The sequence below is a fragment of the Pilimelia columellifera subsp. columellifera genome (genome assembly GCF_039532605.1).
GTDB lineage: Bacteria > Actinomycetota > Actinomycetes > Mycobacteriales > Micromonosporaceae > Pilimelia > Pilimelia columellifera.
The window spans coordinates 1-24,692 of the sequence record NZ_BAAARY010000015.1; the positions used below are offsets into that span (position 1 = coordinate 1).

The following is a 24,692-nucleotide window of genomic DNA, read 5'->3' on the forward strand; positions in this document are numbered from 1 at the left end:
CGCATTCGTTGCTGCTGCATGCGCTGTCATCTGCTACCGCCGCGCCGTCCGCCTCGACCTGTTGACCAGCAACAACCCCAACTGACACACGGTCTTAGCGGATGTCCCACTGTCCCGCTGCCCAGTTCTGGGCAGCGCAGACCCGCCCTCGCTCTGCACGATCGACTCGTCAGTCACCTGGACCTGAGGAGCGATCGTGCAGTTCACCCCCTACGAACAGTCTCGTCCCCTGCCGCCGTACCAGGCGATTCTGGCGGTAGACGCCGCCGGGTTCACCAGCCGGCCGGGCAGCAGCCACGACCACGTGGCACAGCTCATCCCGACGCTCGTCGGCGAGGTGGTCTCGGCCGCCGGGATGGCCGACGAATGGGCGTCGCGGGGATTCTTTGGCCACACCGGCGACGGGTTCGCCGCCGGTTTGCCCACCCGCTGCCTGCCCTACCTCATCCATCCGTTCCCGGACCTGCTGCAACAGCGGCTGGACCGGCTGCGTAGGGAGACCGGCGACGCGCTGCGCCTCCGGGTGGCTGTCCACGTTGGCCCCCTGCCTACCGAGGTCGGCGCCTACGGGGTGAGCGGTAACGGGGACGCCCGCAACGACACCCACCGCCTGTTGGACTGCGACGCGGTCAAGGACGCGCTCGCCCGCAACAGCGCGCGGGTGACGCTGGTCGCGCTGGTCATCTCCGACCGGGTCTTCCACGACGTTGTGGACGCGGGCTACGCGGGCCTGCACATCGACCACTTCCGCGCGGTCACGGCCACCGTGGCGGGCAAGTCGTTCCAGCAGCCGGCGTGGGTGTATGTGCCGGCGCCCTCTGGCGGCGGCGGCGATGCTCCAGCCCTAGCGGGCGACGCCGTGAGGCCCGATGGCGCGCCCGCTGCCACGCCGGCCCGCGCCAGAGCGTCGGTGCAGACCAACCACGGTCAGGTCATCGACCGGATGAGCGGAACCATGCACATCGGCCGCATCGGCGCCGGCGGCCCGGCATGACCTACGACGAACACCCGGCCGAGTCTGACCGTCACGAGACCCCGACGCCGGAACCGGCGCCGGTCAGTCAGGTGCGGGACAACCATGGGGTGATGGTGGAGACCCTCGAAGGGAGCCTCTCCATCGACATGGCGGAGAACGCTCACATCAGCGGCGTCGGGCAGGTGGTCATCAGGACCGTGTTGGACCGTTTCATCGCCGCGCAGATGCTCGCGCCGGCCACGGTCCAGCGGATGGTCGCCGGATACGTGGAGCGGGAGATCACCCAGGTCGACCAGCCTGATCATGTGATGGACCTGGCGACGGCGATCACGCAGGTCAAGGACTCGTCCTATGTGGTGCTCCTCGGCAAGCCGGGCACCGGCCTCCGCACCGCCGCGGTGGCCTTCCTGGACGGGCTGCTCCCACAACGGCCGCTGCACGCGATTCCCGATGTAGCTGACGACTTCAATCCGGACAAGATCGTCGCTGAGGCGGAGGCTGGTTACCTGCTGCGGCTTGAGGAGGCGCCGGGCAACGCTGAGCTGGCGACGCTGGTCGAGGGATTCGCCAACCGACTACGGCGGGACGGGTCCCGGCTCGTCGTGACAGCGACGCCGGACGGCTGGGTGGCGCTCGGCGGCCACCACCACCCTGGGGTGCTGCGGGTGCGTCCGCCGGCCCCAGCCGCCGTGCTGCGGCAGCGTTGTCCGGCCGAGGCCGCGGCGCTGCTGCACACGCCGGAGATCGCCGGACTGGTGGCGCAGGCGACCACGAGCGACGCGGTGAGGCTGGCGGGAATCGCCGCTGAGGTGGTGGCGGCAGAGCCACATGCCACGGCGGCTGACTGGGCCGAGGAGATCGGGGCCGCCTACCACGACTGGACCGCCGTGCTCGCCGACTGGTTCCGCCAGCATCCCGACGTGCGGGAGCGGCATTTCGCCGTCGCCGCGGCGATGCTGGAAGGGCTGCCCGCACCGGTGATCCTCGACGCCGCGCATCATCTTGGCCGCGAGCTGGGCGAGATCCCGATCGAGCACCGCGAGGGGCTGGGCTGTGCGGGTCTACGGGAACTGACCAAGCAGGTCGAAGCGGAGGAAGCTGCGAGCGGGCTGCGGTTCCCCCGCGCCGAGTACGCCGAGAGCATTGTGGCGTTCGTCAGAAAAGACCGGTCGGCGGCGGTCTGGCCGCAGCTGTGGGGGTGGGCGGCGCGCTACGCCGGCAACCCCAGCGGAGACCTGCAACGCGCCTTCGCCAGCCGGCTTGCCGATCTCACGGTGCGGATGTCGATGCGTCACCGCGACCACTCCCTGGTCACCCACCTTCACCACTGGGCGAAGATCCCCAGCCTGCGGCCCTATCTGGTCGACGCGGTCACCGCGTTGGCGGCAAGCGAGGAGGTCGGCAGACATGTGCGCCAACGCCTGTACGAGTGGTCCCAGGACGGCGACGTGGCACGGCGCACCGTGGTCGCCGCGGTCTGCCGGGACGACTTCGCGACGCTCTACCCACGGGTGTCGCTGACCCGGCTGGGTCACATCGCTGACCGCGCCGACGACCAATTCAGCGCCGAGGTACGGTCCGCGGTGGCGAGCATGTGGCGCCAACCGGCGCTGCGCCCCACCGTGCTGAGCCGGCTGACAACGTGGTGCGCCAGCCAGGCGCCACGCGCCCGTACCGGGCGGCTGGCGCTGGCCGACCTCGCCGGCGCCGATCTGCTCCACATGATTTCCGGTCCCGGCCCGTGGCGGCAGGAGCTGGTGGAGTCGCTGGCCACGCCATTCGCTGGAATCGTCACCCCGGAAGGTGGCGCCGCGCTGATCTGGGCGCTGTTGGAGGCCGGCCACGTCAGTCAGGAAGATACCGCCGTCGTCGCGGAGTTGCTGGCCGAAGTGGTCAGCCAGCCCGGCGCTGGCGCCCGCCGCGCCGCGCGCATGTGCGCGCTCGCCTTCCACTGGCGCCCCGACGACCGGACGCCGGCGGTGGCAGCTACCCGCGACGTCGTCCACCGCGCGCTGCACCGCGCCGATCCGCTGAACACGGGAGGAATCAGCTGATGGGAGTCCGTGCGCTCTTACGGCTGCTGGCCGACACCTTGTTCGGCCCGCTGGTAGAGCCGGCGGTTCCGCCGGCGCCATCGCCGGTCTGGCACGACGACTATGTGGCGCAACTGCCCAGCGTCGTGCCAGACGTCGCCTTCGATGTGGTGCTGACCACGACCGTCGAAGGCCGGGCGGACCGCCAGACGGTCCGCGAACGCCTGCGGCAGGAACTTGCCGCGCGCTCCCGACTGCTGCCGGTCACCGAGGCGGCCAGCCTCGCCGGGATGGTCGATACGGCCGGCCGGGCGCCGCGCCAGATTCCCGGTCTCGACGCGGTCGTCGTGAGCCTTCGGGCCACAGTGCTGACCAACGCGGAGGCGCTCGCCCGCACCGCGGAACATCAGCGGCGGGCCGGTGAGCTGGTTCGTCTGGAGGCGGAACGCCGTGCCAGGCACGCCGAACGCGTGTACCTGCGCGACGAGATTTTCAGCAAGCCGGACCTCGCCCGAATGTACTGGCACACCGAACACCCGAACGACCTGGAAACGCTGGCTGGCGGCCGTTTCGAGGCGATTGCCCAAGCCCTCACCGGCGGCGCTACCGCACCGTCCCGAGAACCAGAAGGCAGCACCCTGGCCACGACGATCGAGCGATTCCTCGGCGGCCTTCAGCCGCTGGAGCGGACGCACCTGATCCGGCAGCTACCGGCCATTTTCCGCGCCTACGGCCAGGACGAGCTGGTCGACGAGCTGCCACCGACCCAGCCGCCGCGGCCTCGCTCCGACCCGAACGGCGCCACCCGACTGGAGGCCGAGGCATGACCGCCGACGCGACCGCCCACCGCCTCGACGCCACCTGGCGGGCCCTGCAACAGGTTCAGGAGGCGATCCGGTTCGCCGACGTCAAGGCCGGCGCGGTACTCACCATCGCCGGGGTGTTCACCGGACTCATTGTCCACACCGGCGTTCCGGGGCGCGTCGGCAGCCGCACCGGCCTGCTCGTCGGCAGCGTCCTGGTTGTGGTCGTCGGCAGCGCGCTGCTAGCACTTGCCACCCTGGCCCCACGACCGGCCGAGGAGGCGATGGGCGCGGTGCACCAGAGCGGACGGCTTGCCCGGCAATACCGCTGTGACAAGGAGCTGTTCCTATCGGACTGGCTGCGTGCCAGCAGCGACCCGGCGACGCTCAGCGATGCGCTGGCCGAACAGCTGTGGCGTGCCAACATCATCGCCGACGACAAATTCCGCCGGGTGGCGTTGGCGTTACGTCTCCTGTACGCGGCGGTGGCGTTGTGGCTGGCGGCGGTCGTTTTCATCTGACGGCGATCGGGACTACCGACCGGATCGGCGGCGGGTCAGGAACAGAGTGCCGACGATGAGCGCCGTGACGGCCGCCCCTCCGCCGACCAGCGACCACGTCGGCCAGCCGCTGGCCGACGCCGCCAACCCGGCGTCGGCGGTCGGCGCCGCCGGGGACGGTGTCACGGCCACCGGCGGCGGGGCGGCCGGGTCGGCGACGGTGAAGCGGAAGGAGCCCTGCACCGGATGGCCGTCGATGGAGACCACCCGGTATGCCACCTGGTAGACGCCGTTGGCCAGCTGGCCAGTGACGGCGACAGTGGCCTTGGTCCCGCGGACCGTCGGCGGGCCCAGGGGCGTCTGTTGTTGCGCGGCGTCGGTGAGCAGGACCGTGGTGAACCCGGCGTCGGGCTCCTCCAGAAACACCAGGTCGATCGCCTTCGGGGCCTTGGTGACGGTGGCGTTCTTCGCGGGTACGGCCGACAGGAGCTGGTTGTGCGCCGCTGCGGGCGCGGCTGGCGCGAGCGCCACCAGCAGCGCGGCAGCCGCGGACGCGGCGAGAACCTTGGCTGTCCGGCGTCGGGTGGGTGCTGGCATCGGCGCTCTCCTGGTTCCGGTTGTCAACCGAGTAGTTGCTGGCCGATCCAGCCCCCGGGCGGGCAGCCGGGTGGGATGGCGAAGACCGCCGAGCCGATCGGGGTGGTCCACTCGTTGAGTAGGTCCTTCTGGGCCAGGCGCTGCTGGATTGGCACGAACTGCCGGGCGATATCGGCCTGGTAGGAGGCGAAGATCAGTCCACTGTCAGCGTTGCCCTGGGCGGTGGGCGTCCCGTCGTAGTTGTACGGACGCCGCAGAATCCTGAGCCGGTCGTCGGTGACGTGGGCTCGGGTGATGTGGGAGAAGTCCGGGATGACGGTCAGGCCTTCGGGGCCGGTGGCCTTGAAGTCCGGAGCGTCGTGTTCGGCGGCGCCGGTGAGCGGGGCGCCGGTGTCGAGGCGCCGGCCCACGGCCAGCTCCCGTTCGGGGCGGCCGAGCAGATCCCAGGTTTCCAGGTTCATGCTGATGCGCCGCAGCACCAGGGTGGTGCTGTCGCGGAGCCAGTCCGGCCCGTCGGGCGTCCACACCGCCGTGTCCAGGGGCGCGCCGACGGGATTGGCGGTGCCGTCGAGCTGGCCGAACAGGTTCCGCTGGGTGCGGCCGGGCTCGGCGCCGGCGGCCCTGCGGAAGCCCTGCTGCACCCAGCGCACGGTCGCGAACGGACGGCTGTCTTTGATCATGACCCGTTGGGTGTGCGCGACGGTGATCGGGTCGTCGGCACAGACCTGGAGCAGGAGGTCGCCGCCGGACCACCGGGGTTGGAGCCGGTCGATCGGAAATGAGGGCAGGTCCGCGACGGAGGTCGGGCGGCGGGCTTCCAGACCCGCCGCCCGGTACAGGCCGGGGCCGAAGCCGAAGGTGACGGTGAGCCGGGCCGGGAGCTGACCGAGCTCCGGTTCGGTGTCGGCCAGCGCCGGTCGTCCCTGGGTGAGTCGGGCGGCGTCGTCGCTGAGCAGCCGCAGCATCCGACCCAGCTCGACCCGCCCGACGCCAGGGCGCAGCGTCAACGCTACGAACGCCGCGTGGGCCTGCGCTTCGGTGCCAACGCCTGCCTGGCGAGGGCCATGGAACGGCTCAACCGACGACGCGATCAGCGTCGCCCCTGGCGAGGACAGGCCAGCGCCGGAGCTGTCGGCGGCGGTCGCGGCCCCGCCGACCAGGACACCGCCGGCCGCGACCGCGCCGCCGGTGAGCAGCGAGCGCCGGCTCACCGCGGCGCGGTAGGACCCGCCGCTCGTCGCGCCGTCGCTGGACCCCTCGGTCATGGCTTAGCGGTGGCTGACGGCTTGGCGCTCGCGCTGGGCGCCGGGCTCTCGCCATGGCCGGGCACGTAGTCCTCGCCTGCGCCGGTGAAGGGCTTGGCCACGGCGCTGAAGGCCACGGTCTTGCCGTCGGCGAGGGTGAGGGTGAAGGACAACTGCTCGCCGGCGGCTACCGGACCCTTGAGCGCCATCAACATGAGATGGTCTCCGCCCGGCTCCAGCTTGTGAGAGCTCCTGGCCTTGACCAGGAGGCCACCCGGCTTGACCTGCATGACCATCTTGCCGTCCTTCATGGCCATCTGGTGCAGCTCGACCGGAGAGATGGCGGTCGCGGCGCTGGTGACGGTCACATCGGTCTCGGAGTCGTTGACCAGCGTCCCGAACGCCGCGGTCATCCCCTTGTCGGCGGCTTTGACCCACGGGTCTTCGATCCGCACCGGCTCGGCGGCCGCTGAGCTCGGCGCCGCCGTGGACGACGAATCCTCCGACCCGCAACCGGCCAGCGGCGCGGCCAAAACTGTGGCGGCGAGCAGGGCGGCAGACCGGACGGCCCAGCCGCGCGCAGAGGTGTGACGCATCGAGGATCCTCCCATTGCAGTGGATGACTACCTGGTAGTCGTCCTGGCCCGGGTGAAAGTTCCCACCATTTACGGGCGCCTTGTCCGCGGTGGCCGCACCCGGCCGATCACAGCCTCGGCCACCGTGGAATATTCGGCGCTTCCCTCAGCCGCCAGGACGCGCGAGAATATCGGAACTTGTCTATCGAGCTACCTTGGCGGCTAAGATGAATACTTTTGCCCGGAGAGCCGGAATCGGCCTCGTGGCAGCGGCCCTCGCTGTCACGGCGGCCGTCGCCGCACGCGACACCGGCGGCGCCAGTCCCGTCGTCGCCGAGCCGCCAGGCGAACAGGGCCCGGCGGGCGCGGACGAATGGTTCGACCGCGCCCGCGCCAGCGGCGGCACGGTCGACATCGGGCAGCGGGGGCTCAAGGCGCAGGCGCAGGCCGCGACCCTGCGCCGAGGGCTGCGCGCCGATGCCGCGAGCTGGTCCGCGCTCGGCCCGAGCAACCTGGGCGGACGGCTGACCGACGTCGTCGTGGACCCGATCCGGCCCGACACCGTCTACGCCGCGTCCGCCTCCGGCGGCGTCTGGAAGAGCACCGACGGCGGGCAGAGCATGGCCTACGCCTGGTCGCCGGAGCTGCCGCAGCCCGTCGGCGCGCTGGCCATCGGCTCCGACGGCGTGTTGTACGCCGGCACGGGCGAGTCCAACCCTGGCGGCGGGAGCACCTCGTTCGGCGGCGCGGGCGTCTACCGTTCCACCGACGCCGGCGCGACCTGGCAGTCGATCGGGTTGACCGACACCGAACGGATCGGCCGGATCGTCGTGGACCCCACCAACCCGAATCGGGTCTTCGTGGCCGCCAGCGGCCGGCTCTTCGGCGCCGGCGGATCCCGCGGCCTCTACGCCTCCACGAACCGCGGCGACACCTGGAAGCTGGCGCTGGCCGGCGACAACCCCGCCACCGGCGTCATCGACGTCGCGATCAGCGCCGCGGACCCCAACACGATCTTCGCCGCGGCGTGGGAGCACCGCCGCACGCCGGGGACCCGACCGTACGGCGGGCCCGGCAGCGGCCTGTACCGCTCCACCGACGGCGGCGCGACGTTCACCCGCCTCGCCGGCGGACTGCCAGCGGCCGGACCCCGGGGCGGCCGCATCGGCGTCGCCGTCGCGCCGAGCGACCCGCAACGCGTTTACACCATCTGGTCCGATGACGCCGGCGAACTGCTCGGCGCCTGGACCTCGACCGACAAGGGCGCCACCTGGAAGGCGATGGGCAGCGGCCTGTCCACCGGCGGTTTCGCCTGGTGGTTCGGACGGCTCTGGGTCGACCCCGCCAAGCCGACCCGGGTCTTCTCCGCGGGCGTTCCGATGCAGGAGTCCACCGACGCCGGACAGACCTGGCGCAGCAGCGGCGGCATCCACGCCGACCAGCACGGGTTGGCGTTCGATCCGCGCGTGGCCGGGCGGGTGTTCATCGGCAACGACGGCGGCTTCTACCGGTCCACCACCGGCGGCAGTGTCAGCGGACAGTGGACCAGGGCCCGGAACCTGGCGAACATGCAGTTCTACACCGTCGCCGTGTCCGCGCAGGACCCGTCCCGGATCGCCGGCGGCCTCCAGGACAACGGGTCGGTCCGGTCCTGGGCGGGCTGGGGCTCGCACCTCGGCGGCGACGGCCTGGCCAACGTCATCGACCCGACCAACCGCGACAAACTGTATGCCTGCTCGCAGAACGGCGCGTGCAGCTACTCCACCAACGGCGGCAACTCGATGCAGCCGTTCGGCCAGACCACCTCATCCCGGCGGGCATGGCTGACACCGGTCGTTCTCGACCCGAAGAACCCGTCGGTCGTCTACTACGGCGGGGAACGGCTGAACCGCTCCACCAACTCCGCCGCGGCGTTCAGCGCGATCAGCCCCGACCTGAGCCGGGGTCCCTCCGGCAGCAGCAGCTACAACACGATCAGCACGATCGGCATCGCCGCCAGCGACACCAAGGTGATCTACGTTGGCACCGACGACGGGCGCATGTGGATCACCCGGAACACCGGCCAGGGCTGGACCGAGATCACCGCCGGACTGCCTCAGCGGTGGATCACGCGGGTAGCCGTCGATCCCACCGACGCCGAACGGGCGTACGTGACGCTCTCCGGTTTCACCGTCGACGACCACGCGTCGCACGTCTTCGAGACCACCAACGGGGGCCGGTCCTGGCGGAACATCTCCACCGGGCTACCGAACGCGCCGGTCAACGACGTCGTGGTGGACCCGGCTGACCGGAAGCGGCTGTACGTGGCCACCGACGTCGGCGTCTTCACCGCCGCCAGCGCCGGCGGCGAGTGGACGCCTGCCGGCGCCGGCCTGCCGAACGTCCCGGTGTTCGACCTGGAGACCACCACCTCCGGCGGTCGCACGCTCGTCACCGCCGCCACCTTCGGGCTGGGTATCTACCGGCTCGCCGGCTGAGCGTCGCCGCTCACCACCGCATCCGGCGCAGCAACCGCCACTGCGCCACCACGGCGGCCACCGTCAGCAGCAGCATGAGGACGGTGGCCGCCGCCGCGTATCCGTACCGCAGGTACTCGAACGCGTTGCGGTACACGAAGTACGACAGGTACGTCGTGGCGTACTGCGGCGGCCCGCCGTCGGTGACAATGAGCGCCGGCACGAACGAGACCTGAAGGCTGCCGATCGTGTCACGCAGCGTCAGCAGCGCCAGCACCGGCGCGATCAACGGCAGGGTCACCCGGCGCAGCACCTGCCACGGCCGGGCGCCCTCCAGCGCGGCCAACGCGTAGCAGTCGGCCGGCAGGGCCCGCCGCGCGGCCAGCAGGATCACCAGCATCTCACCCATCGTGAACACGCTCATGAGGACGATGCCGGCCCGGGCGTGCTGCGGATCGGTCAGCCACTGCGGCGGCAGCGTGCCCCAGGCGGTGCGGCCGTTCTCGCCGCCGACGGTGAGCAGCTGGTTCAACGGCCCGTACAGCGGGTTGAGCAGCCACAGCCACATGAGGCCGTACGCCACCTCCGGCACCGCCGTGGGCAACAGCGCGGCGGTCCGGGCGGCGCCCACCCCACGGGTGCGCCGCTGCAACAGCAACGCCAGACCGCAGGCCAACGCCAACCGGAGCGGGACGGCGACCACCGCGAAGGTCAACGAGTTCGACAGGGCGGCGCGGAACGCGTCGCTGCGCGCCAGCTCGATGAAGTTCTCCGCGCCCACCCAGCGCGGGGCGGTGATGAGGTCCCACTCCGTGCCGGACATCGCCACCGTGACCAGGGCCGGCACGAAAACCAGCGCCACCAGACCGACCAGGTACGGCGCCAGCATCATGGACAGCTGCCGTCCGTCCCGGGTCCGGCTCACGGCAGCCGCCGGCCATCGGCGTCGAACAGGTGCACGGCGGCCGGGTCCACCCGCAGCGTCACCCGCCCGGTCAGCCCGTCGACCGTGCCGGCCGGCGCCCGGGCGACCAGCGGGTTCCCGCCCACCCGCAGGTGGACGTGCAGGTCGGCGCCCATCGGCTCCACCCGGACCACCTCGGCCTGCCCGTCGTCGTCCGCGCCCGCCGGCGCCAGCCCGACGGCCTCGGCACGCACCCCCCACTGGCCGCCGGTCGGCGGCCGGACCCCGGCCGGACGCCACGGGGCGTCCGCCGGGAACAGGTTCATCGGCAGCGCCCCGACGAACCTGGCCACGAAGTCCGTCGCCGGAGCCCCCCAGACCTGCGTCGGCGTGCCGACCTGCACGACGACGCCGTCGTTGAGGACCGCCAGCCGATCCGCCAGCGCCATCGCCTCGGCCTGGTCGTGGGTGACGTGGATCGTCGTGCCGCCCACCCGGTCGTGCAGGGCGCGCAGCTCGGCGCGCATACTCACCCGCAGCTGCGGGTCCAACTGCGACATCGGCTCGTCCAGCAGCAGGACCTTTGGCTCGCGCACCAACGCGCGGGCCAGGGCCACCCGCTGCCGCTCCCCGCCGGACAGCTGCGCCGGGCGCCTGGCCAGCAGGTGACCGCAGCCCACCACGGTCGCCGCCGCGGCGGCCAGGCGCCGCGCCTCGGCGCTCCGTACCCCGCGGGCCCGCAGCCCGAAGGCGATGTTCGCGGCGACATCCAGATGCGGAAAGAGGGCGTAGGACTGGAACACCATCGCCACCTGGCGCTCGCCCGGCCGGACCCGGGTGACCTCCCGGTCACCGAAGTGGACGGTTCCGGCGCACGGGTTCTCCAGGCCGGCGACGGCGCGCAGCAGCGTCGACTTTCCCGCCCCCGACGGGCCGACCACGACCAGCAGCTCCCCGCGCCGCACGGTCAGGTCAACGCCGCGCAGCGCCACCACGTCGCCGTGGGCGACCTTGAGGCCGCTGAGCCGCACGCCGTCGGCGGTCGCCAGGTCGGTCACGACGACGCCTCGCCGCGGGCGAACAGCGGACGGGTCTGCCGGTCCAGCTCGGCCACCACCGTGGTGAGGTCGTCGCCGCGGTAGAAAGCGTTCTCCAACAGGTCGGCGGTGATGTCCTCGATCTGCGGCCAGGTGGAGATGGCGGGGGTCCGGCGGATCGTGGGGATCGCGTCGAGGAACACCTTCGCCCGCCGGGGCCGGGCGCCGGGGTCCAGGAACGCCGGGGACTCGGCCACCGACCGCAGCGACGGCACCGTGCGGCCGGTCGCGGCCATCACCCTGGCGCCGGCTGGCCCGAGCGCGTACTCGACGAAGCGCCACGCCCCGTCCGGGTTCGCCGCGCCCCGGGGCATGCAGTAGGCGTCGGAATGCAGGATGCCGGCGGGCGTGCCGGCGACCGGGAACGGCGCCACGTCCCAGTCGAAGCCGGCGCTGCGTCGCAGCGTCGTCGTGGAGCGCCGGGACGACATCAGCATGCCCAGCTTGCCGTTGACGAAGCGGCTCTCCAGATCATGACTCTCCGCCTCCTCGTCCAGCGGCGTCACCCCGTGCGTGCCGCGCAGCGCCACGAACTCGGCGAGCGCCGCCCGCGCCTGCGGCGTGTCGAGCGTCAACCGGGTGGGCCGCCGCGGGTCGTCGACGAGAGCGCCGCCGAACGACCACACCAGCGGCGCCAACCGGATCAGCTCCGGGTCCATGCCCAGCCCGTGGACGGCCACCGGCGCCGGCGCGGTCTCCGGCTCGGCGCCCTTGACGGTCCGGCCATGCACGTCACGGGTGAGACCGATCGCGGTGGCGACGAAGTCGTTCCAGGTCCAGTCGGCGGCGGGCTCGGGCACGGCGTAACGGCGGAACAGGTCCCGGTTGTAGTAGACGACGAGGCTAGAGACGTTCTGCGGCAGGCACAGCTGCCGGCCCCGCCACTGGAACGCCGCCGTCGCCTGCGGGTACAGATCCGCCGCCCGCAGGGTTGTCGACGCGGCGAGTCGCTCGTCGAGGGGCGTGAGGGCGTCGCGGGCGGCGAACTGGCCGTAGAACCGGTAGTTCATGAGGAACAGGTCCGGCGGCTCGCCGCCGGCCAGGGAGGTGCTGAGCCGGGTGATGAGGTCCTCCCGGTCGGTGGCCTCGATGAGCGACACCGTCGCGCCGCCGGCGGTCTTCTGGTACGCCGACGCGAGGGTCCGGTACGCCGCCAGCTCGTCGGGGCTGCCGAAGACCAGCAGCGACACCCGACCGTCCGCGGCGTCCTCCCCCGAGCAGCCGGCCGTCGTGGCCACCAGGGTCGCCGCCGCCACGGCGGCGATGATGCGTCGACGCAGTCCCATGTCGTGTGTTCTCCTTCGTCGGTCAGCTGTGACGCCGGCGCATCAGCCACTGGGCGACGCCGAACACCAGCAACGCGGGAGCGGTGGCCAGGACGGCGCCGGCGAGCAGCACGGGGGTGTCGGTGGTGTCCAGCGTCGTCAGCGAGCGCAGCGCCAACGGCACGGTGAAGCGCTCCCGGTCGTACAGGTAGATCAGCGGGTCGACGACGTTCGACCAGGTGGTGACGAAGACGAACGCGCCCAACCCGGCCGAGACCGGAACGGTCAGCGGAACTCCCAGCCGCCACCAGGTCCGCCATGGCGACAGTCCGGCCAACCGGCACTCCTCGTACAGGTCGGCGGGAATGGCGCGGAACGCCAGCAGGTACACCAGCGGGTACAGCGGTGAGGTGGCGATGAGCGCGGGGGCGATGAGCGGGACGAGCGTGTCAGTCAGGTGCAGCCCCCGGTAGAGGGCGAACCGGGGCACGAGCAGGGCGCTGGCCGGCGCCGTCAGCGCCAGCAGCGAGGCCGCGACGACGGCGCGTCGTGCCCGGCGGGGCGCCTGGCTCAGCGCGAAGCCCGCCCACGAGGCGACCAGCAGGCTCAGCGGTGTGGCGATGAGGCAGACGATGGCGGAGTTGAGCGCCGCCTGGGCCAGCCCGGCGACCGCCACCGCCTGCGGGTAGGCGGCCAGCGACGCCGGGTCGGGCAGCCACTGCGGCGTCGCGGGCGGCGGCGAGCCCGGCGGCCGCAGGGAGGCCGCGACGAGCAGCGCCAGGGGCGGCAGGAACACGGCGACGACGCCGAGCACGGCGAGGGAGCGCGTGTCGTCCGCGCCGCTCGCCGGGGGCGTGATCCGGCGCCCGGAGTTGGTGTTGGCCATCGGTCCCCAACCATCGTCCCGGCTCACGCGCCGCCGATCGGGCGCCGTGGTCGGGCCGGTCCGGGAAGACTGACACACGTCGATCGATGACACAACGTCCGGACCGCGGGCGCGCGCCCGCGACATGGCCGATCCGCTCAGCCCGACATCGCCGACCCCAGCGCCGGCATGGCGGCCTGGCGCAGTAATGCCTGGTCGGCGGCGTCGCGGCCGGCAGTCGCGCCGGCGCCGTCCTTGATCCGCAGGCGCGTCGCCGACAGCTTCGGGAACATCCGCTCGGCGCGGGTCGTCACCGCCTCGTCCCGGGCGGCCAGCACGGGCAGCAACGCCGGCTGACCCGCCGCCGCCCGTTCGTTCTCCAGCCGGGAGGCGTCGTCCAGACGCTGGCCTATCCGCACCGCGTAGGCGGCGAGGAAGGACTGCCGGAACGAACGCCGCATCGATCGACCGGCGCGGTCGCGACCGGCGCCGACGGCGGCCATCGCCACGCCCGCCTGCACCAGCAGCGACGTGTACAGCAGCTCCACCAGGCGCACGTCATCGGCGAATCCGAACACTGTGGCGAAGCCGAGGTTCGTCGACCACACCGACCGGCAGCGGTTCGCGGTGGCGACTCCGGCCAGCAGCAGCGAATTCTCCGCCTCGTAGGGGGCGTCGACCCCGACCCGGGTCGCCGTCGGCGCGGCGCGCAGTGGCGAGGCGGCGGCCACCAGCGCGCGGTCGACGCGGTGTCGGGCGATCAGCTCCTGGGCCTTGCGGGTGTACGCCTCGGCTTCCTCGGCGAAGGTCGTGGACTCGGCCTTGGCGAGCAACGCCCGAACCCGGCCCAGGGTCCGCTCGTCCAGTCCGTCCTCGCCTGCGGTGGTGACGTGCCCAGGCTGGCCGGGCGGCGGCCCCAGCAGCGGCAACCGCGGCAGATCCGACAGCAGCGCCAGCACGTCCGCGGCCACGGCCACCATCGCCATCCGGTCCACCCGGCGGCCGGTCGCCCACTCGCTGGCCCAGGTCGCGTCGTCGGCCCACCACCGGGTCGCCTCGCCCAGCTGCGCCCGCCAGGACGACGCCACCCCGGCCGGCCCGTGCTGATCCAGCTCGGCGACGACGGCGTCCATGGTCATGCCGTGGCGTAGGTCCCCGAAGTCGCGTCGGACCAACCGCAGCAGGTCGGCAGGCAACCAGCCCCGACGCCACGCCTGGCTGACGTGCCGTCGGAGGCCCGCCAGAATCGCCTGGTCCACGGGCCGGGGCGGCAGGGCCGCCAGCTGACCGCAGGCCAGGTCGCGGCGCAGCGAGCCGTCGGGCCCGAGCGCGGCCGCCTGTAGCAGGAGGTCCGGGTCGGGCGGCGGAACACGGGGCGGACGGGTCACGCCGGCAAGCGTGCCACGCGGCCCCGGTGGCGCACCGCGCGGCGTCGTCCGGTCACCCTGACCCGGACGGCGCCGGCGCCTCCCCGGCCCGTGGCGTGGTCTTCCGGTCGGGCGGCAGCAACATGGCCGCGCCGAGGCCGATGAGGGAGATCACCAGAAGGGTGCCGAGGGCCAGCGCGAACGGTTTGCCGCCCGGGACGCTGGCGGCGACGAGGACGGAGCCGGCCAGGGCGGTGCCCAGCGACGAGCCCAGGTTGGAGAAGCTGCGCGAGACGCCCGAGATGTCGCCCTGGTCGGTGTCGGGGAAGGCGGACTGGACCACGTTCACCGACGACGTCAGCATCACACCGATGCCGATGCCCATGAGGAGCAGGCCGGGCACGAAGCTGAACACGCTGGAATCCTCCCGGGCCAGGGCGAGCACCAGCGCCATCCCGAGGCTCGTGACCACGAAACCGGAACGGATCAGCCACCGCTGCGACCGCCGCCCAGCCAGCCGCTCGGCCGCAGCCGCCGCCGCCAGGATGCCGATGGTGGCTGGAGTGAGCATGAGGCCGGTCTCGATCGCGTTGAACTGGCGCACCTGTTGCAGGAACACCGAGATGACGAAGAAGGAGCCCTGGAGGATGAGCCACTGGATCAGCTGGGTGGTGAGTCCGAGGTTGGAGACCCGGTTGCGGAACAGCCGCGTCGGCACCAGCGGGTCCCGCCGCCGGCGCTCCCGCGACCGGCTGTGCCAGAAGAACCCGGTCAGGAACAGCGCGCCGACCGCCACCGAGATCCACACCGGCGAGACCCCGCCGGCCGGCAGCACGACGGTGTCCCCCACCACCAGATCGGTTGACGAGCTGAACCACCCGTACTTGCTGGACTGGAGGAAGCCGAGCACGACGAAGAACAGACCACCCGCCGACAGCGCCGCGCCGAGAAGGTCGAACTGCGGGGCGGGCGTCTGTCGTGGCGGGTCGACGATCTTGCGTGCGAGGAAGATGATCCAGCCCACGACGAGCACCTGCGCCAGGAACGACGCCCGCCAGCTGATGGCGCTGGTGAGCAGACCGCCGATGAGCGGGCCGGCGGCGGCGCCGAGGCCGGCCGCGCCGCTCACCACGCCGAAATACTTGGCCCGGCTGCGGATATCGCTGAACAACACCGTGATGAGGATGTAGATCGGCGGGATCATGAGCGCCGATCCGACACCTTCGAGCAGGGAGTATCCGACGACCATCAGCCCGAGTCCCTGCGCGAGCAGGGCCAGGAACGCCCCGGTCCCGTAAATTGTCAGACCGGCGATAAAGCAGACCTTGCGTCCCCAGATATCAGACAGTTTGCTGCCCGGAATCATCAATGACGCCATCGTGAGCGTGAACAACGTGATGGTGGTCTGCATGCCGACGACCGTCGTGTCGAGGCTCTCGGCGATCGTGCTGATGGCGACGTTCATATTGGTTCCGGCGTAGCTGGCGATGAACTGGGCCAACGCCAGGGGCAGCACCACCTTCCGGGCGGCGACCGCCCCGATGTCGGCGTCACCGTGGACGTCACCGCTGGATCTCTGTCGCACCGCAACCCCGCATCTGCCGTAGTCGCGTTGGTACTTCCCCGGCGGGAGTGGACTATGCGGACTGAGGAAAAACGATTTTGGGCCAGCGGAACACCGGTCGCCAGTATTCTGGCGTCAGCGCATATCGGCGCTGACCGCACCGCAGTACCGAGCGGACGCTCCGAGGCGTCGGCGTCGAACGCGTAGCACGCGAACCGGTGAGAGGTTGACATGGAGAAGAAGAGCCAGCTGGGTCCGATCGACTACCTGGTCGTCGAGTTTCCCGGCAGCAACATGACGGGCCGGGGCTTTCCGATCCTCATGGATCTGGTCGAGCGCGGCATCATTCGCATCATTGACCTGACGTTCGTCAGGAAGGAGATGGACGGTTCGGTCGTCGGGTTGACGATCGCCGACCTCGACCGGGACGGCGCCCTCGACCTGGCCGTCTTCGAGGGAGCGTCGTCCGGGCTGCTGGACCAGACTGATGTCGACGAGGCCGCGAAGGTGCTCGAACCCGGAAACTCCGCCGGCATCCTCATCTACGAGAACCTCTGGGCCGCGCCGTTCGCCGCCGCGCTCCGCGAGGGCGGCGCCCAGCTGGTCGCCAGCGGTCGCGTCACGGCCGACGACCTCATGGCCGCCCTCGACGCCACCGAACCCGCGTCGGTCTGACGCATCCATAGATCCGAGAGGGGACGAGAATGCCTGGCCTACTACGTGGTGTGGCGCGGACAGCAGTGATCGCGGGGACCGCCACGGCGGTGTCCAACCGGGTGTCACGGCGGCAGGCTGGCCGTTGGGCCGCCCAGGACCAGCAGGCCTACGAGGCCGACGCCTACCAGCAGGCCCAGCAGGCCGCGCCGCCGCAGTCGGGCGCCGACAGCCGGCTGGCCCAGATCAAGGAGCTCGGCGAGCTGAAGGCTCAGGGCCTGCTGACCGAGGACGAGTTCCAGCAGCAGAAGGCGCGCGTCCTGGCCAGCTGACCACCGGTCGGGTGCGGGCCGGACGCCTACGTGGCATCCGGCCCGCCGCGCCGTGGGTTACTGACCCAGCGTGCTGATCCCGGTGGTGGTCCGAATCCAGTCGAGGAACGCAGGGACGCTCATGTAGATCGACGGGGAGGAGCGCACGGCGCAGGCCCGCGGGGCGCCACGGCTGGTCGCGCCGACGAGGTGCCAGACGCCGTCGATCTGGGCGATCTGGGGTCCGCCGGAGTCCCCGTGGCAGGCGCCCTGGCTGTTGGGGCTCTCGGTGCACAGTTCCACGTTCGGGTCGGCAGCGGGGACGCCGCCGGGCAGGTTCGCGCACTGACGCGCGTCGAGGACGCTGGTGTCAAGCTCCTTGAGGCGGCTCGACTGGCTGCTGCCGTCGGGGGTCGTCGAGCCCCAGCCCATGATCCGGGTCTTCGTGCCGACAACCGGGTGCGAGGGCGCGATGGCGATCGGGGCGGTGACGGCGGGCCGGGAGAGTTCCAGCAGGGCGATGTCCTTGCCCCGGGGGTGGTTGATCCTACGGGCGATGCTGATCACCTCGCCACCGGAGTTGGCGCTGTTGCTGTCCAACCGCACCTGCCGGGCGATGGACGTGCAGTGCGCGGCGGTGACCAGCCATTTCGGAGCGATGAGACTCGCGCCGCAGCCGCCGAGTTGGCCGGTGTAGGGGTACTTCTCTGTCGACACCTTGCCGCCGATGATGCGGGCGTCGGGGTCGCTCGGGGCGGCGTGGGCCACCGACGCCACGCCCACCGCGGCGAGGGCCACCACGGCGGCGACAGTGATACGCAAACGCGTTTTCACATTGACTCCTAGCAATGGGAATGGGGCTTCGACCGACCTCACCGTAGGCCATCGAGATGGATGAGGGTATATGTCTGGCCAGCTTTTTCGGACGCCCAGCCAGGACCCGCGACCACCCAGCCAGAAGTTGAGAGACGTTCGGACACCAGAACGTTGCTGTTGTTGTCGATCATTCGCGGCTGGAGTGGAGTGCCGACGGGCGGCTCAGGGGGCCGAGGACGCGCCCGCCAGCGGTGGCTGGGCCGAGGCGCCTGCCTGCGGCGGCGCGGCGCCTCCGCCCACGGCCCCGGGCAGCGCGAGCGTGAAGGTGGTGCCCAGCCCGAGCGCGGACTGGACGGTGAGGTCGCCCCCGTGCGCCCGCGCGAGCTGTCGGGACAGCGTGAGGCCCAGGCCGGTGCCGCCGCGCTTGTCAGCTGTGCGGACCTGCTGGTACGCCTCGAAGATCTGGTGCTGATCCTCCGCCGCGATACCGACCCCGGTGTCGGCGACGCTGACCGTGGCGTCCGCCTCGTCAGTGGTGAGCCGGACGGTGATCACGCCGCCGGCGTCGCTGAACTTGATGGCGTTCGACAGCAGGTTCTCGACGATCTGGCGAAACCGCATCGCGTCCACCTGAGCCGTCACCGTCGGGAGCTGCAGGGCGATCTGGAGCTCCCGACGCGCGATCAGCGGTCGCAGCGACGCCACGAGATCCTCGATCGCGGTGTCCAGGCGGACCGGGACCCGCCGCAGATCCAGCTCACCAGATTCGATCTTGGCGAGGTCCAGCAGGCCGTTGATGAGGGCGAGCAGGTGCAGTCCGCCACGGTGGATATGGTCGAGCCACTCCAGGCGCCGGCCGTCCTGGGCCAGGTCATCGCGGAGCAGGTCGCTGAAGCCGATGACGGCGTGCAACGGGGTGCGCAGCTCGTGGCTCATCGCGGCCAGGAAGTCGTTCTTGGCGCTGTTCGCCCGCGTCAGCGCGGTCACCGTCGACGACAGGTCGTCGGCCATCCGTTGCTGTTGCTGAAGCATGGCGCCCCGCTCCGCCAGCACCGCCGCCTGACCGGCCAGATCAGCCAGGAGCCGTAGGTCGTCGGCGGCGAACAGGCTGCGCCGCTGGTCGATCACGACGAGCGCGCCGCCGCGCACCCGAGGGGCGACGATCGGCACCGCCGTGAGCTGGGCGGTCGGGTACGACGGGGCGTAGTGACGGGCCACCCCCACGTCGGAGCCCCGTCGCGCCTGCCGAAATGGCCGCTCGCCCAGGGCCCACCGCAGCTCGACCGGCTGTCTGGCCGCGACCAGCTGGTTCAGATCATCCTGACGCAGACCCTCCGGCGGACTCCCGCGCCGAGGATCGCGGCCCGGGAACAACAGCTCCCCAGTATGTCCGATAAGGACGACATCGACGGCATCCGCGCTGATCACCTCGCGGACCGCGTTGGCGTAACGCCGCCACACCTGGTCCGATGTCTCGGTGGCCGGCGCGTCGATCAACCGCCGGGTGACGGCGCGCAGCGCACGGGCCGCCCACACCTGACGCAGCCACTGCGGCGGAACGAACGCCAACAGGTAGCCGACCGCGGAGGCCGCCAGCGCCGCATGCGAGATGAGCACCACGACGTCACCGGCCGGCTGGACGGTGACCGTGTCATTGCTTCGCGACACGGTCAGCCCGGCGATGACCCCCGCCATCGCGACGAAGACCGCCAACACCAGGCACCAGGCCGCCAGCGCGGCGCTGCGCAGCCGCATCGCCGAAATGCCGCGACGCGACCGCGCCTCCTTGGCGAAGGTACGCGCCGCGGCCGCCTGCACGGCGACGAACAGCACGACGTAGATCGCCCCGATGCCGGGGGCCTCGGCCCGCTCCAGCACCGTGTTCGGGATCGCCAACGCCGTGGCGGCCGCCACCGACGCGATGATCCACCGCCGCGGCACGTGGTGCAGTTTGCTGGCCAACACCAACGAGACGACCGGGTGGAACAGGTAGACCGTCGCGGCGATGTTGACGCCGACCCATTCCGGCCCGGCCACGAGACGGACATACGCCTCCACCGCCGAGATGACCACGCAGGTGGAGTACAGCAGCACCAGCAGTCCCCGCAGGACGTCCCGATGACGGGCGAATGACGCCAGCGCGTACAGCAGCATCCCGGTGTTGACCGCCGCTGTGCCCCATCGGAATACCTCGGCAGCAGCCACCGCTTACCCACCTCGCCGGGCGGCGGCCGCTGGCCGCCGCGCTCACACCACGTCAGCTCTCCAGACTACGTCTTTGCCGGGTGATGCCGAAGGGCGCTCGGAGCGCTCCGGAAGGCTGATCCGCCCCGGAGCTGTCGACAATAGATCGGACGCTCGGTGGCCACGACCGGCGACCTGACGTTCCGGACGCCTCGTGGCCGCCGGAATCGTCGTGGCGGCCCAGGTCGGCCGCCCCAACAGTCCGGGCGTCGTCCGCTGTGGTCAGCGTCCCAACGGGGGCTGTCGGCGGACCAGGGCCGGAAGGTGGAGGGCGCCAGCGCCGCCGCCTTCGGCGGCGACGGCGTCCCGCGGATTGGAGACGCCGCACTGGCGCAGCGACAGGCAGCCGCAGCCGATGCAGCTGTCGAGGCCGTCGCGAAGCGCGGTCAATGCCGCGATCTGTTCGGTGAGCCGGCCACGCCAGCGGCGCGAGATCCGGCTCCAGTCGGCTTTGGTCGGGGTGCGTTCCCGGGGCAGTTCGCTGAGTTCGGCGCGGATCTCGTCGAGAGTCAGCCCGACGTTGCGCGCCGCCCGGATGAAGGCCAGGCGGCGCAGCACTGCGCGTTCGTAGCGGCGTTGGCCGCCGCCGGTGCGGGTGGCCGGAACCAGCCCGACGGACTCGTAGTACCGCAGGGCTGACGCGGCGAAGCCGCTGCGCCGCACCACCTCGGAGATCGTCAACAGCTGATGGGCGTCCACCGGCCCCACGGTACGGCAGGGATTGACTTCAACCTTGCTTCAACTTGAAGACTGGCGCCAGACACCGACCGAAGGGTAACTCTCATGCCAGTCGCCGTCATCACCGGAGCGTCCGCCGGACTCGGCCGCGCCCTCGCCACCGCCCTGGCCGCCCGCGGCTGGGACCTCATCCTGACCGGCCGGCGGGCCGGACCGCTCGCCACTGTCGCCGCCGGGCTGGGCGGCGCTGCGACCGCCGTGACCGGCGATGTCGCCGACCCGGCGCACCGGGCCCAGATCGCCGGGGCGGCCAGCGCCGCCGGTCGCCTCGACCTTCTCGTCAACAACGCGAGCGCCCTCGGACCGACGCCATTGCCGCGCCTGGCCGCGCTGACGCCGGCTGACCTGATAAAGATCTACGACACCAATGTCGCCGCCCCGCTCGGACTCGTCCAGGCGGTGTTGCCGCTGCTGCTGCGCTCGGACGCGGCGATTGTCAACGTGTCCTCCGATGCCGCCGTGGAGCACTACCCCGGCTGGGGCGGCTACGGCGCCGCCAAGTCCGCCCTCGATCACCTCACCGGGACGCTCGCCGCTGAGATCCCCGAGCTGCGCTGGTACGCGGTGGACCCCGGGGACATGCGCACCGCCATGCACCAGGCGGCCTTTCCAGGCGAGGACATCAGCGACCGCCCGCCGCCGGAGACGGTCGTCCCGGCGCTGCTGCGGCTGGTGGACGCCCGCCCGGCCAGCGGGCGCTACCGGGCCAGCTCGCTGCTAGCCGAGGTGGCACACCAATGAGCGCGCTCGCCCACGCCCCGACCACGCGGTTCGACTCCCCCGACGATCTCACCGCCGCCGAGCCGCCAGAGCGGCGAGGCGTCGCCCGCGACGGCGTCCGGATGCTGGTAGCCCGCCCGAATAGCATCGCCCACACCACGTTCGGCCAGCTCACCGAGCACCTGCGACCGGGGGACCTGGTGGTGGTGAACAACTCTGCGACAGTCGCCGCCGAGTTGGACGGCGCCCGCGCTGACGGCGGCGCCGTCGTGGTCCACGTCGCCACGGCGTTGGACGAGCGGCACGCGGTGGTCGAGCTGCGCACCGCCCCGGACGCGGCCCGCCCCGTGTTGGACGCCAGCGCCCGGGAGCGGGTGACGCTACGGTCGCAGGTCGGCGCGATCCAGCTACTCGACCCGTACCCGGACGGCGGCGGCTCGCCCGCCGGCCGCGGCAACCGGCTGTGGCGGGCCCGGCTCGACCTGGCCCTCCCGTTGGCGGCGGCGCTCGCGGCGCACGGGCGGCCGATCGCGTACGGCTACCTGAGCCGTCGGTGGCCGCTTGCCGACTACCAGACGGTCTTCGCCCGGGAGCCCGGCAGCGCCGAGATGCCGAGCGCGGGTCGGCCGTTCACGGTGGATCTGGTGACCAGGTTGGTGTCTTCCGGGGTGGCGGTAGCGCCGATCACCCTGCACACCGGGGTGTCGTCGCAAGATGCCGGCGAGCCGCCGCAGCCGGAGCGGTTCCGGGTGTCTGCGGCTACTGCGCGCCTGGTCAACGCGGTCCGGGCCGGCGGCGGCCGGGTGGTGGCGGTGGGCACCACGGTCACGCGGGCGTTGGAGTCGGCGGTCGGTCCGGACGGCTGGGCGCAGGAGCGCGCGGGTTGGACCGACCACATTGTCGATCCGGATCATCCGGCGCGGGTGGTGGACGGCCTCATCAGCGGCTGGCACAACCCGGACGCGTCGCATCTGTTGCTGGTGGAGGCGGTGGCCGGACCGGATCTGACGCAGCGGGCCTACGACGCGGCGGTGGAGCGGCGGTACCTGTGGCACGAGTTCGGTGATTCCTGCCTCCTGCTGCCGTAGCTGCCAGGGCGGGGCGGGACTCGCCGAAACCATCGACATTTGTGGATTCATAAAATAGATTGCCTTCTATCCCCATCCCCCGCCCCGCCCTGACAGACGAAAGGGCTCAGTCATATGCTGAGAAAACTTCGTATCCCCGTCGTAGCCGCCGCTCTCACCCTGCCGCTCATCGGCTCGGCGGCGTACGCCCAGGAATCCGCCGACAACCTGGCCGCCCGCCCGATGGACGTCGGCGTCTCCACCGTCGCTGCGGAGATCACCGGTGAGCGCACCGGTGAGGAGCTGACCCGCAACGACACGGTGCTCTACACCAGTCCCCGCACCGTCATCAGCTACCCCGGCGCGGCCTATGTCAAGGTCCACGTCAACGCGATGAAGCTGGCCGCCGGCGACCGCCTGGTGGTCAGCGACCCGGCCGGACGGGAACGGCACGTCTACACCGCCGACCCGAGCCGCTCGGCGCGTCCGTCCAGCGACAGCAGCGCCACCTTCCACCGCACCCAAGGCTTCGGCGCCATGTCGATCGACGGCGACACCGCCGTCGTCACCATCGAGAAGACCAGCCGCGCCAGCGCCCGCTCACTGGACCGGGCCGGCCACGGCGTCCGGATCGACCGGGTGTGGCGCGGGCTCACCGACGCCGAGCGCCTCGCCGACCAGACCCGGGCGGTCTGCGGCCGGGACGCCCGCCAGGACGCGATCTGCTACGCCCAGAGCCACCCGACCCACTACGCACGATCCAAGGCCACCGCGAAGATCATCATGAACGGCTCCGGCAGCTGTACCGCCTGGCGGGTCGGCAACACCAACCGGATGCTCACCAACAACCACTGCATCAAGGCCGCCAATGCCGTCCGGACCACCGAGGTCCAGTTCGGCTACGACTGCGCCACCTGTGGCCGTAACGACCCGGTCACCCCGACGAAGGTCTCCGGCGCCGAGTTCTTCAAGACCAACGCCACCCTCGACTACACGCTCTTCTCGATGGACCGGTTCGAGGCGGTCACCTCGTTCGGCACCATCTACCTCGACCCGCGCATCCCGGTCGCCGGCGAAGAGATCTACATCCCGGGACACGGCGACGGCAAGCCGAAGCGCATCAGCATCGTCGAGGAGCCCGGCGCGCCGCAGACCTGCACGGTCTACAAGGTGTCCGGCAACCGCACCAGCTACAACTGCGACACCTCCGGCGGCAACTCCGGCTCGCCGGTCCTCTCCGCCACCTCGCACAAGGCGATCTCCCTGCACAACACCGGGCGGTGCCCGAACGACAACGGCAGCAACCGGATCGACAAGATTTACCCCGAGATCCAGTCAATGATCGACAACCGGATCCGCTGACCCGCAGCCACACCGTGATGGGCGGGTCGGGCCAGTGGCCCGACCCGCCCATCACGCTTGGTCAGTAGGCCAGCAGCAGGGTCGCCGCGCCGCATCGGCGGGCCTTGCCCGTCGCCCGCAGAGGCGCTCGCCTCGTACGAGGAGGTGATGACCTCGCCGATGTTCCCGCCAGCCCGCGGCCGACTGCTGGTCATCGCCTCGGCGGCCGGCTACCGCCTCATGCCGATCTTGGCCCGTCACGCGTACGAGGCAGGGCTAGGCGTGCCCATGTTGCTGCTGCTTAGTCCACTCGCTACTTCTTGGCGGTCGAGCACATCCCTACCGGGGTGATGGCGTTGCTGCTGGTGTCCGCGGGCCTGGCCGGGCGTCGGCCGTCAGGGAAGGGACCGGGCAGCGATGCTGCGGGTCGGTCAGCGGCTGGCCGCTGCGCGGGGCTGACGTGGCGCTCGGCGGCGCCGCCTGGTGTATCGCCCCGCGCCAGAGCGCCCCGACCGCCCCAGACCACACCGCCTGACCCGTTTCGGGGCGCACCGC

General features: G+C 71.6%; 22 protein-coding genes. 10 read left to right on the forward strand and 12 right to left on the reverse strand.

Annotation, left to right across the window (positions count from 1 at the left end):
- The first annotated feature begins 196 nt into the window (after positions 1-196).
- Genes ABD287_RS14650 through ABD287_RS14665 form a run of 4 tightly spaced genes read left to right on the forward strand, consistent with a single transcriptional unit; the run spans position 197 to position 4,333 of the window.
- Positions 197-994 (forward strand): hypothetical protein, encoded by a 798-nt coding sequence (locus ABD287_RS14650; RefSeq protein WP_344173367.1) that lies wholly within the window; start codon positions 197-199, stop codon positions 992-994.
- Complete coding sequence (locus tag ABD287_RS14655) at positions 991-3,030, forward strand: hypothetical protein (RefSeq protein WP_344173370.1); 2,040 nt, start codon at positions 991-993, stop codon at positions 3,028-3,030. Before ABD287_RS14650 ends, ABD287_RS14655 begins: the two co-directional genes overlap by 4 nt.
- Positions 3,030-3,836 (forward strand): hypothetical protein, encoded by an 807-nt coding sequence (locus ABD287_RS14660; protein WP_344173372.1) that lies wholly within the window; start codon positions 3,030-3,032, stop codon positions 3,834-3,836. The genes ABD287_RS14655 and ABD287_RS14660 overlap by 1 nt, the downstream gene beginning before the upstream one ends.
- Positions 3,833-4,333 (forward strand): Pycsar system effector family protein, encoded by a 501-nt coding sequence (locus tag ABD287_RS14665; protein WP_344173373.1) that lies wholly within the window; start codon positions 3,833-3,835, stop codon positions 4,331-4,333. Before ABD287_RS14660 ends, ABD287_RS14665 begins: the two co-directional genes overlap by 4 nt.
- Positions 4,334-4,345: 12 nt before the next feature.
- On the opposite strand, the gene ABD287_RS14670 is transcribed toward ABD287_RS14665, so the two are convergent.
- From ABD287_RS14670 to ABD287_RS14680, 3 genes are read right to left on the reverse strand one after another with little or no spacing between them, the layout of a single operon-like run.
- The gene (locus ABD287_RS14670; RefSeq protein WP_344173374.1) at positions 4,346-4,909 is read right to left on the reverse strand and encodes a copper resistance CopC family protein; all 564 of its coding nucleotides are present in this window, start codon (positions 4,907-4,909) and stop codon (positions 4,346-4,348) included.
- Positions 4,910-4,932: 23 nt separating this feature from the next.
- Positions 4,933-6,120: a Dyp-type peroxidase gene (locus ABD287_RS14675; protein ID WP_425565635.1), complete on the reverse strand. Its 1,188-nt coding sequence runs from the start codon at positions 6,118-6,120 to the stop codon at positions 4,933-4,935.
- Between the two features lie 50 nt (positions 6,121-6,170).
- Complete coding sequence (locus ABD287_RS14680) at positions 6,171-6,749, reverse strand: copper chaperone PCu(A)C (protein ID WP_344173378.1); 579 nt, start codon at positions 6,747-6,749, stop codon at positions 6,171-6,173.
- Between the two features lie 242 nt (positions 6,750-6,991).
- Here ABD287_RS14680 and ABD287_RS14685 point away from each other — a divergent pair, with 242 nt between their 5' ends.
- A complete protein-coding gene (locus tag ABD287_RS14685; protein ID WP_344173381.1) occupies positions 6,992-9,205 on the forward strand; it encodes a WD40/YVTN/BNR-like repeat-containing protein in 2,214 nt (737 codons plus the stop codon).
- A 10-nt stretch (positions 9,206-9,215) separates the two neighbouring features.
- Here ABD287_RS14685 and ABD287_RS14690 read toward each other — a convergent pair whose 3' ends face one another.
- The 6 genes from ABD287_RS14690 to ABD287_RS14715 form a co-directional block, all read right to left on the reverse strand.
- Positions 9,216-10,073, reverse strand: a complete 858-nt coding sequence (locus tag ABD287_RS14690; RefSeq protein WP_344173555.1) for a carbohydrate ABC transporter permease — start codon at positions 10,071-10,073, stop codon at positions 9,216-9,218.
- A gap of 32 nt (positions 10,074-10,105) precedes the next feature.
- On the reverse strand, positions 10,106-11,146 hold the full coding sequence (locus ABD287_RS14695; RefSeq protein ID WP_425565632.1) for an ABC transporter ATP-binding protein: 1,041 nt from the start codon (positions 11,144-11,146) through the stop codon (positions 10,106-10,108).
- Positions 11,143-12,471 (reverse strand): ABC transporter substrate-binding protein, encoded by a 1,329-nt coding sequence (locus tag ABD287_RS14700; RefSeq protein WP_344173383.1) that lies wholly within the window; start codon positions 12,469-12,471, stop codon positions 11,143-11,145. Before ABD287_RS14700 ends, ABD287_RS14695 begins: the two co-directional genes overlap by 4 nt.
- Positions 12,472-12,493: 22 nt before the next feature.
- The gene (locus ABD287_RS14705; protein ID WP_344173385.1) at positions 12,494-13,336 is read right to left on the reverse strand and encodes a carbohydrate ABC transporter permease; all 843 of its coding nucleotides are present in this window, start codon (positions 13,334-13,336) and stop codon (positions 12,494-12,496) included.
- A gap of 137 nt (positions 13,337-13,473) precedes the next feature.
- Complete coding sequence (locus tag ABD287_RS14710; protein ID WP_344173388.1) at positions 13,474-14,703, reverse strand: DUF2786 domain-containing protein; 1,230 nt, start codon at positions 14,701-14,703, stop codon at positions 13,474-13,476.
- Positions 14,704-14,755: 52 nt separating this feature from the next.
- On the reverse strand, positions 14,756-16,267 hold the full coding sequence (locus tag ABD287_RS14715; RefSeq protein ID WP_344173390.1) for an MFS transporter: 1,512 nt from the start codon (positions 16,265-16,267) through the stop codon (positions 14,756-14,758).
- A 210-nt stretch (positions 16,268-16,477) separates the two neighbouring features.
- Here ABD287_RS14715 and ABD287_RS14720 point away from each other — a divergent pair, with 210 nt between their 5' ends.
- Positions 16,478-16,921: a DUF6325 family protein gene (locus ABD287_RS14720; protein WP_344173392.1), complete on the forward strand. Its 444-nt coding sequence runs from the start codon at positions 16,478-16,480 to the stop codon at positions 16,919-16,921.
- Positions 16,922-16,950: 29 nt separating this feature from the next.
- On the forward strand, positions 16,951-17,232 hold the full coding sequence (locus ABD287_RS14725) for an SHOCT domain-containing protein (RefSeq protein ID WP_344173394.1): 282 nt from the start codon (positions 16,951-16,953) through the stop codon (positions 17,230-17,232).
- A 57-nt stretch (positions 17,233-17,289) separates the two neighbouring features.
- Here the strand turns inward: ABD287_RS14725 and ABD287_RS14730 are convergent, their stop codons facing one another.
- From ABD287_RS14730 to soxR, 3 genes are all read right to left on the reverse strand, one after another.
- On the reverse strand, positions 17,290-18,045 hold the full coding sequence (locus ABD287_RS14730) for a S1 family peptidase (protein ID WP_344173396.1): 756 nt from the start codon (positions 18,043-18,045) through the stop codon (positions 17,290-17,292).
- Positions 18,046-18,249: 204 nt separating this feature from the next.
- Positions 18,250-20,232, reverse strand: coding sequence for a sensor histidine kinase (locus tag ABD287_RS14735; RefSeq protein ID WP_344173398.1), 1,983 nt, complete (start codon positions 20,230-20,232; stop codon positions 18,250-18,252).
- 261 nt (positions 20,233-20,493) lie between these two features.
- Complete coding sequence (soxR, locus tag ABD287_RS14740) at positions 20,494-20,970, reverse strand: redox-sensitive transcriptional activator SoxR (RefSeq protein WP_344173400.1); 477 nt, start codon at positions 20,968-20,970, stop codon at positions 20,494-20,496.
- Between the two features lie 84 nt (positions 20,971-21,054).
- Between soxR and ABD287_RS14745 the strand changes: the two genes are divergently transcribed.
- The 3 genes from ABD287_RS14745 to ABD287_RS14755 all read left to right on the forward strand — a co-directional run bounded on the left by ABD287_RS14745 (position 21,055) and on the right by ABD287_RS14755 (position 24,158).
- A complete protein-coding gene (locus ABD287_RS14745; RefSeq protein ID WP_344173402.1) occupies positions 21,055-21,750 on the forward strand; it encodes an SDR family NAD(P)-dependent oxidoreductase in 696 nt (231 codons plus the stop codon).
- The gene (locus ABD287_RS14750) at positions 21,747-22,817 is read left to right on the forward strand and encodes an S-adenosylmethionine:tRNA ribosyltransferase-isomerase (protein WP_344173405.1); all 1,071 of its coding nucleotides are present in this window, start codon (positions 21,747-21,749) and stop codon (positions 22,815-22,817) included. Before ABD287_RS14745 ends, ABD287_RS14750 begins: the two co-directional genes overlap by 4 nt.
- Positions 22,818-22,931: 114 nt before the next feature.
- The gene (locus ABD287_RS14755) at positions 22,932-24,158 is read left to right on the forward strand and encodes a trypsin-like serine peptidase (protein WP_344173407.1); all 1,227 of its coding nucleotides are present in this window, start codon (positions 22,932-22,934) and stop codon (positions 24,156-24,158) included.
- Positions 24,159-24,692 lie beyond the last annotated feature (534 nt).

Excerpts from the sequence above, each read along its gene's own strand:
- ABD287_RS14670 (WP_344173374.1), bottom strand. The coding sequence starts at position 4,909 with ATGCCAGCACCCACCCGACGCCGGACAGCCAAGGTTCTCGCCGCGTCC.
- ABD287_RS14660 (WP_344173372.1), top strand. The coding sequence starts at position 3,030 with ATGGGAGTCCGTGCGCTCTTACGGCTGCTGGCCGACACCTTGTTCGGC.
- ABD287_RS14700 (WP_344173383.1), bottom strand. The coding sequence starts at position 12,471 with ATGGGACTGCGTCGACGCATCATCGCCGCCGTGGCGGCGGCGACCCTG.
- ABD287_RS14750 (WP_344173405.1), top strand. The coding sequence starts at position 21,747 with ATGAGCGCGCTCGCCCACGCCCCGACCACGCGGTTCGACTCCCCCGAC.
- ABD287_RS14655 (WP_344173370.1), top strand. The coding sequence starts at position 991 with ATGACCTACGACGAACACCCGGCCGAGTCTGACCGTCACGAGACCCCG.
- ABD287_RS14665 (WP_344173373.1), top strand. The coding sequence starts at position 3,833 with ATGACCGCCGACGCGACCGCCCACCGCCTCGACGCCACCTGGCGGGCC.
- ABD287_RS14690 (WP_344173555.1), bottom strand. The coding sequence starts at position 10,073 with ATGCTGGCGCCGTACCTGGTCGGTCTGGTGGCGCTGGTTTTCGTGCCG.
- ABD287_RS14720 (WP_344173392.1), top strand. The coding sequence starts at position 16,478 with ATGGAGAAGAAGAGCCAGCTGGGTCCGATCGACTACCTGGTCGTCGAG.
- ABD287_RS14755 (WP_344173407.1), top strand. The coding sequence starts at position 22,932 with ATGCTGAGAAAACTTCGTATCCCCGTCGTAGCCGCCGCTCTCACCCTG.
- ABD287_RS14680 (WP_344173378.1), bottom strand. The coding sequence starts at position 6,749 with ATGCGTCACACCTCTGCGCGCGGCTGGGCCGTCCGGTCTGCCGCCCTG.
- ABD287_RS14705 (WP_344173385.1), bottom strand. The coding sequence starts at position 13,336 with ATGGCCAACACCAACTCCGGGCGCCGGATCACGCCCCCGGCGAGCGGC.
- ABD287_RS14725 (WP_344173394.1), top strand. The coding sequence starts at position 16,951 with ATGCCTGGCCTACTACGTGGTGTGGCGCGGACAGCAGTGATCGCGGGG.
- ABD287_RS14745 (WP_344173402.1), top strand. The coding sequence starts at position 21,055 with ATGCCAGTCGCCGTCATCACCGGAGCGTCCGCCGGACTCGGCCGCGCC.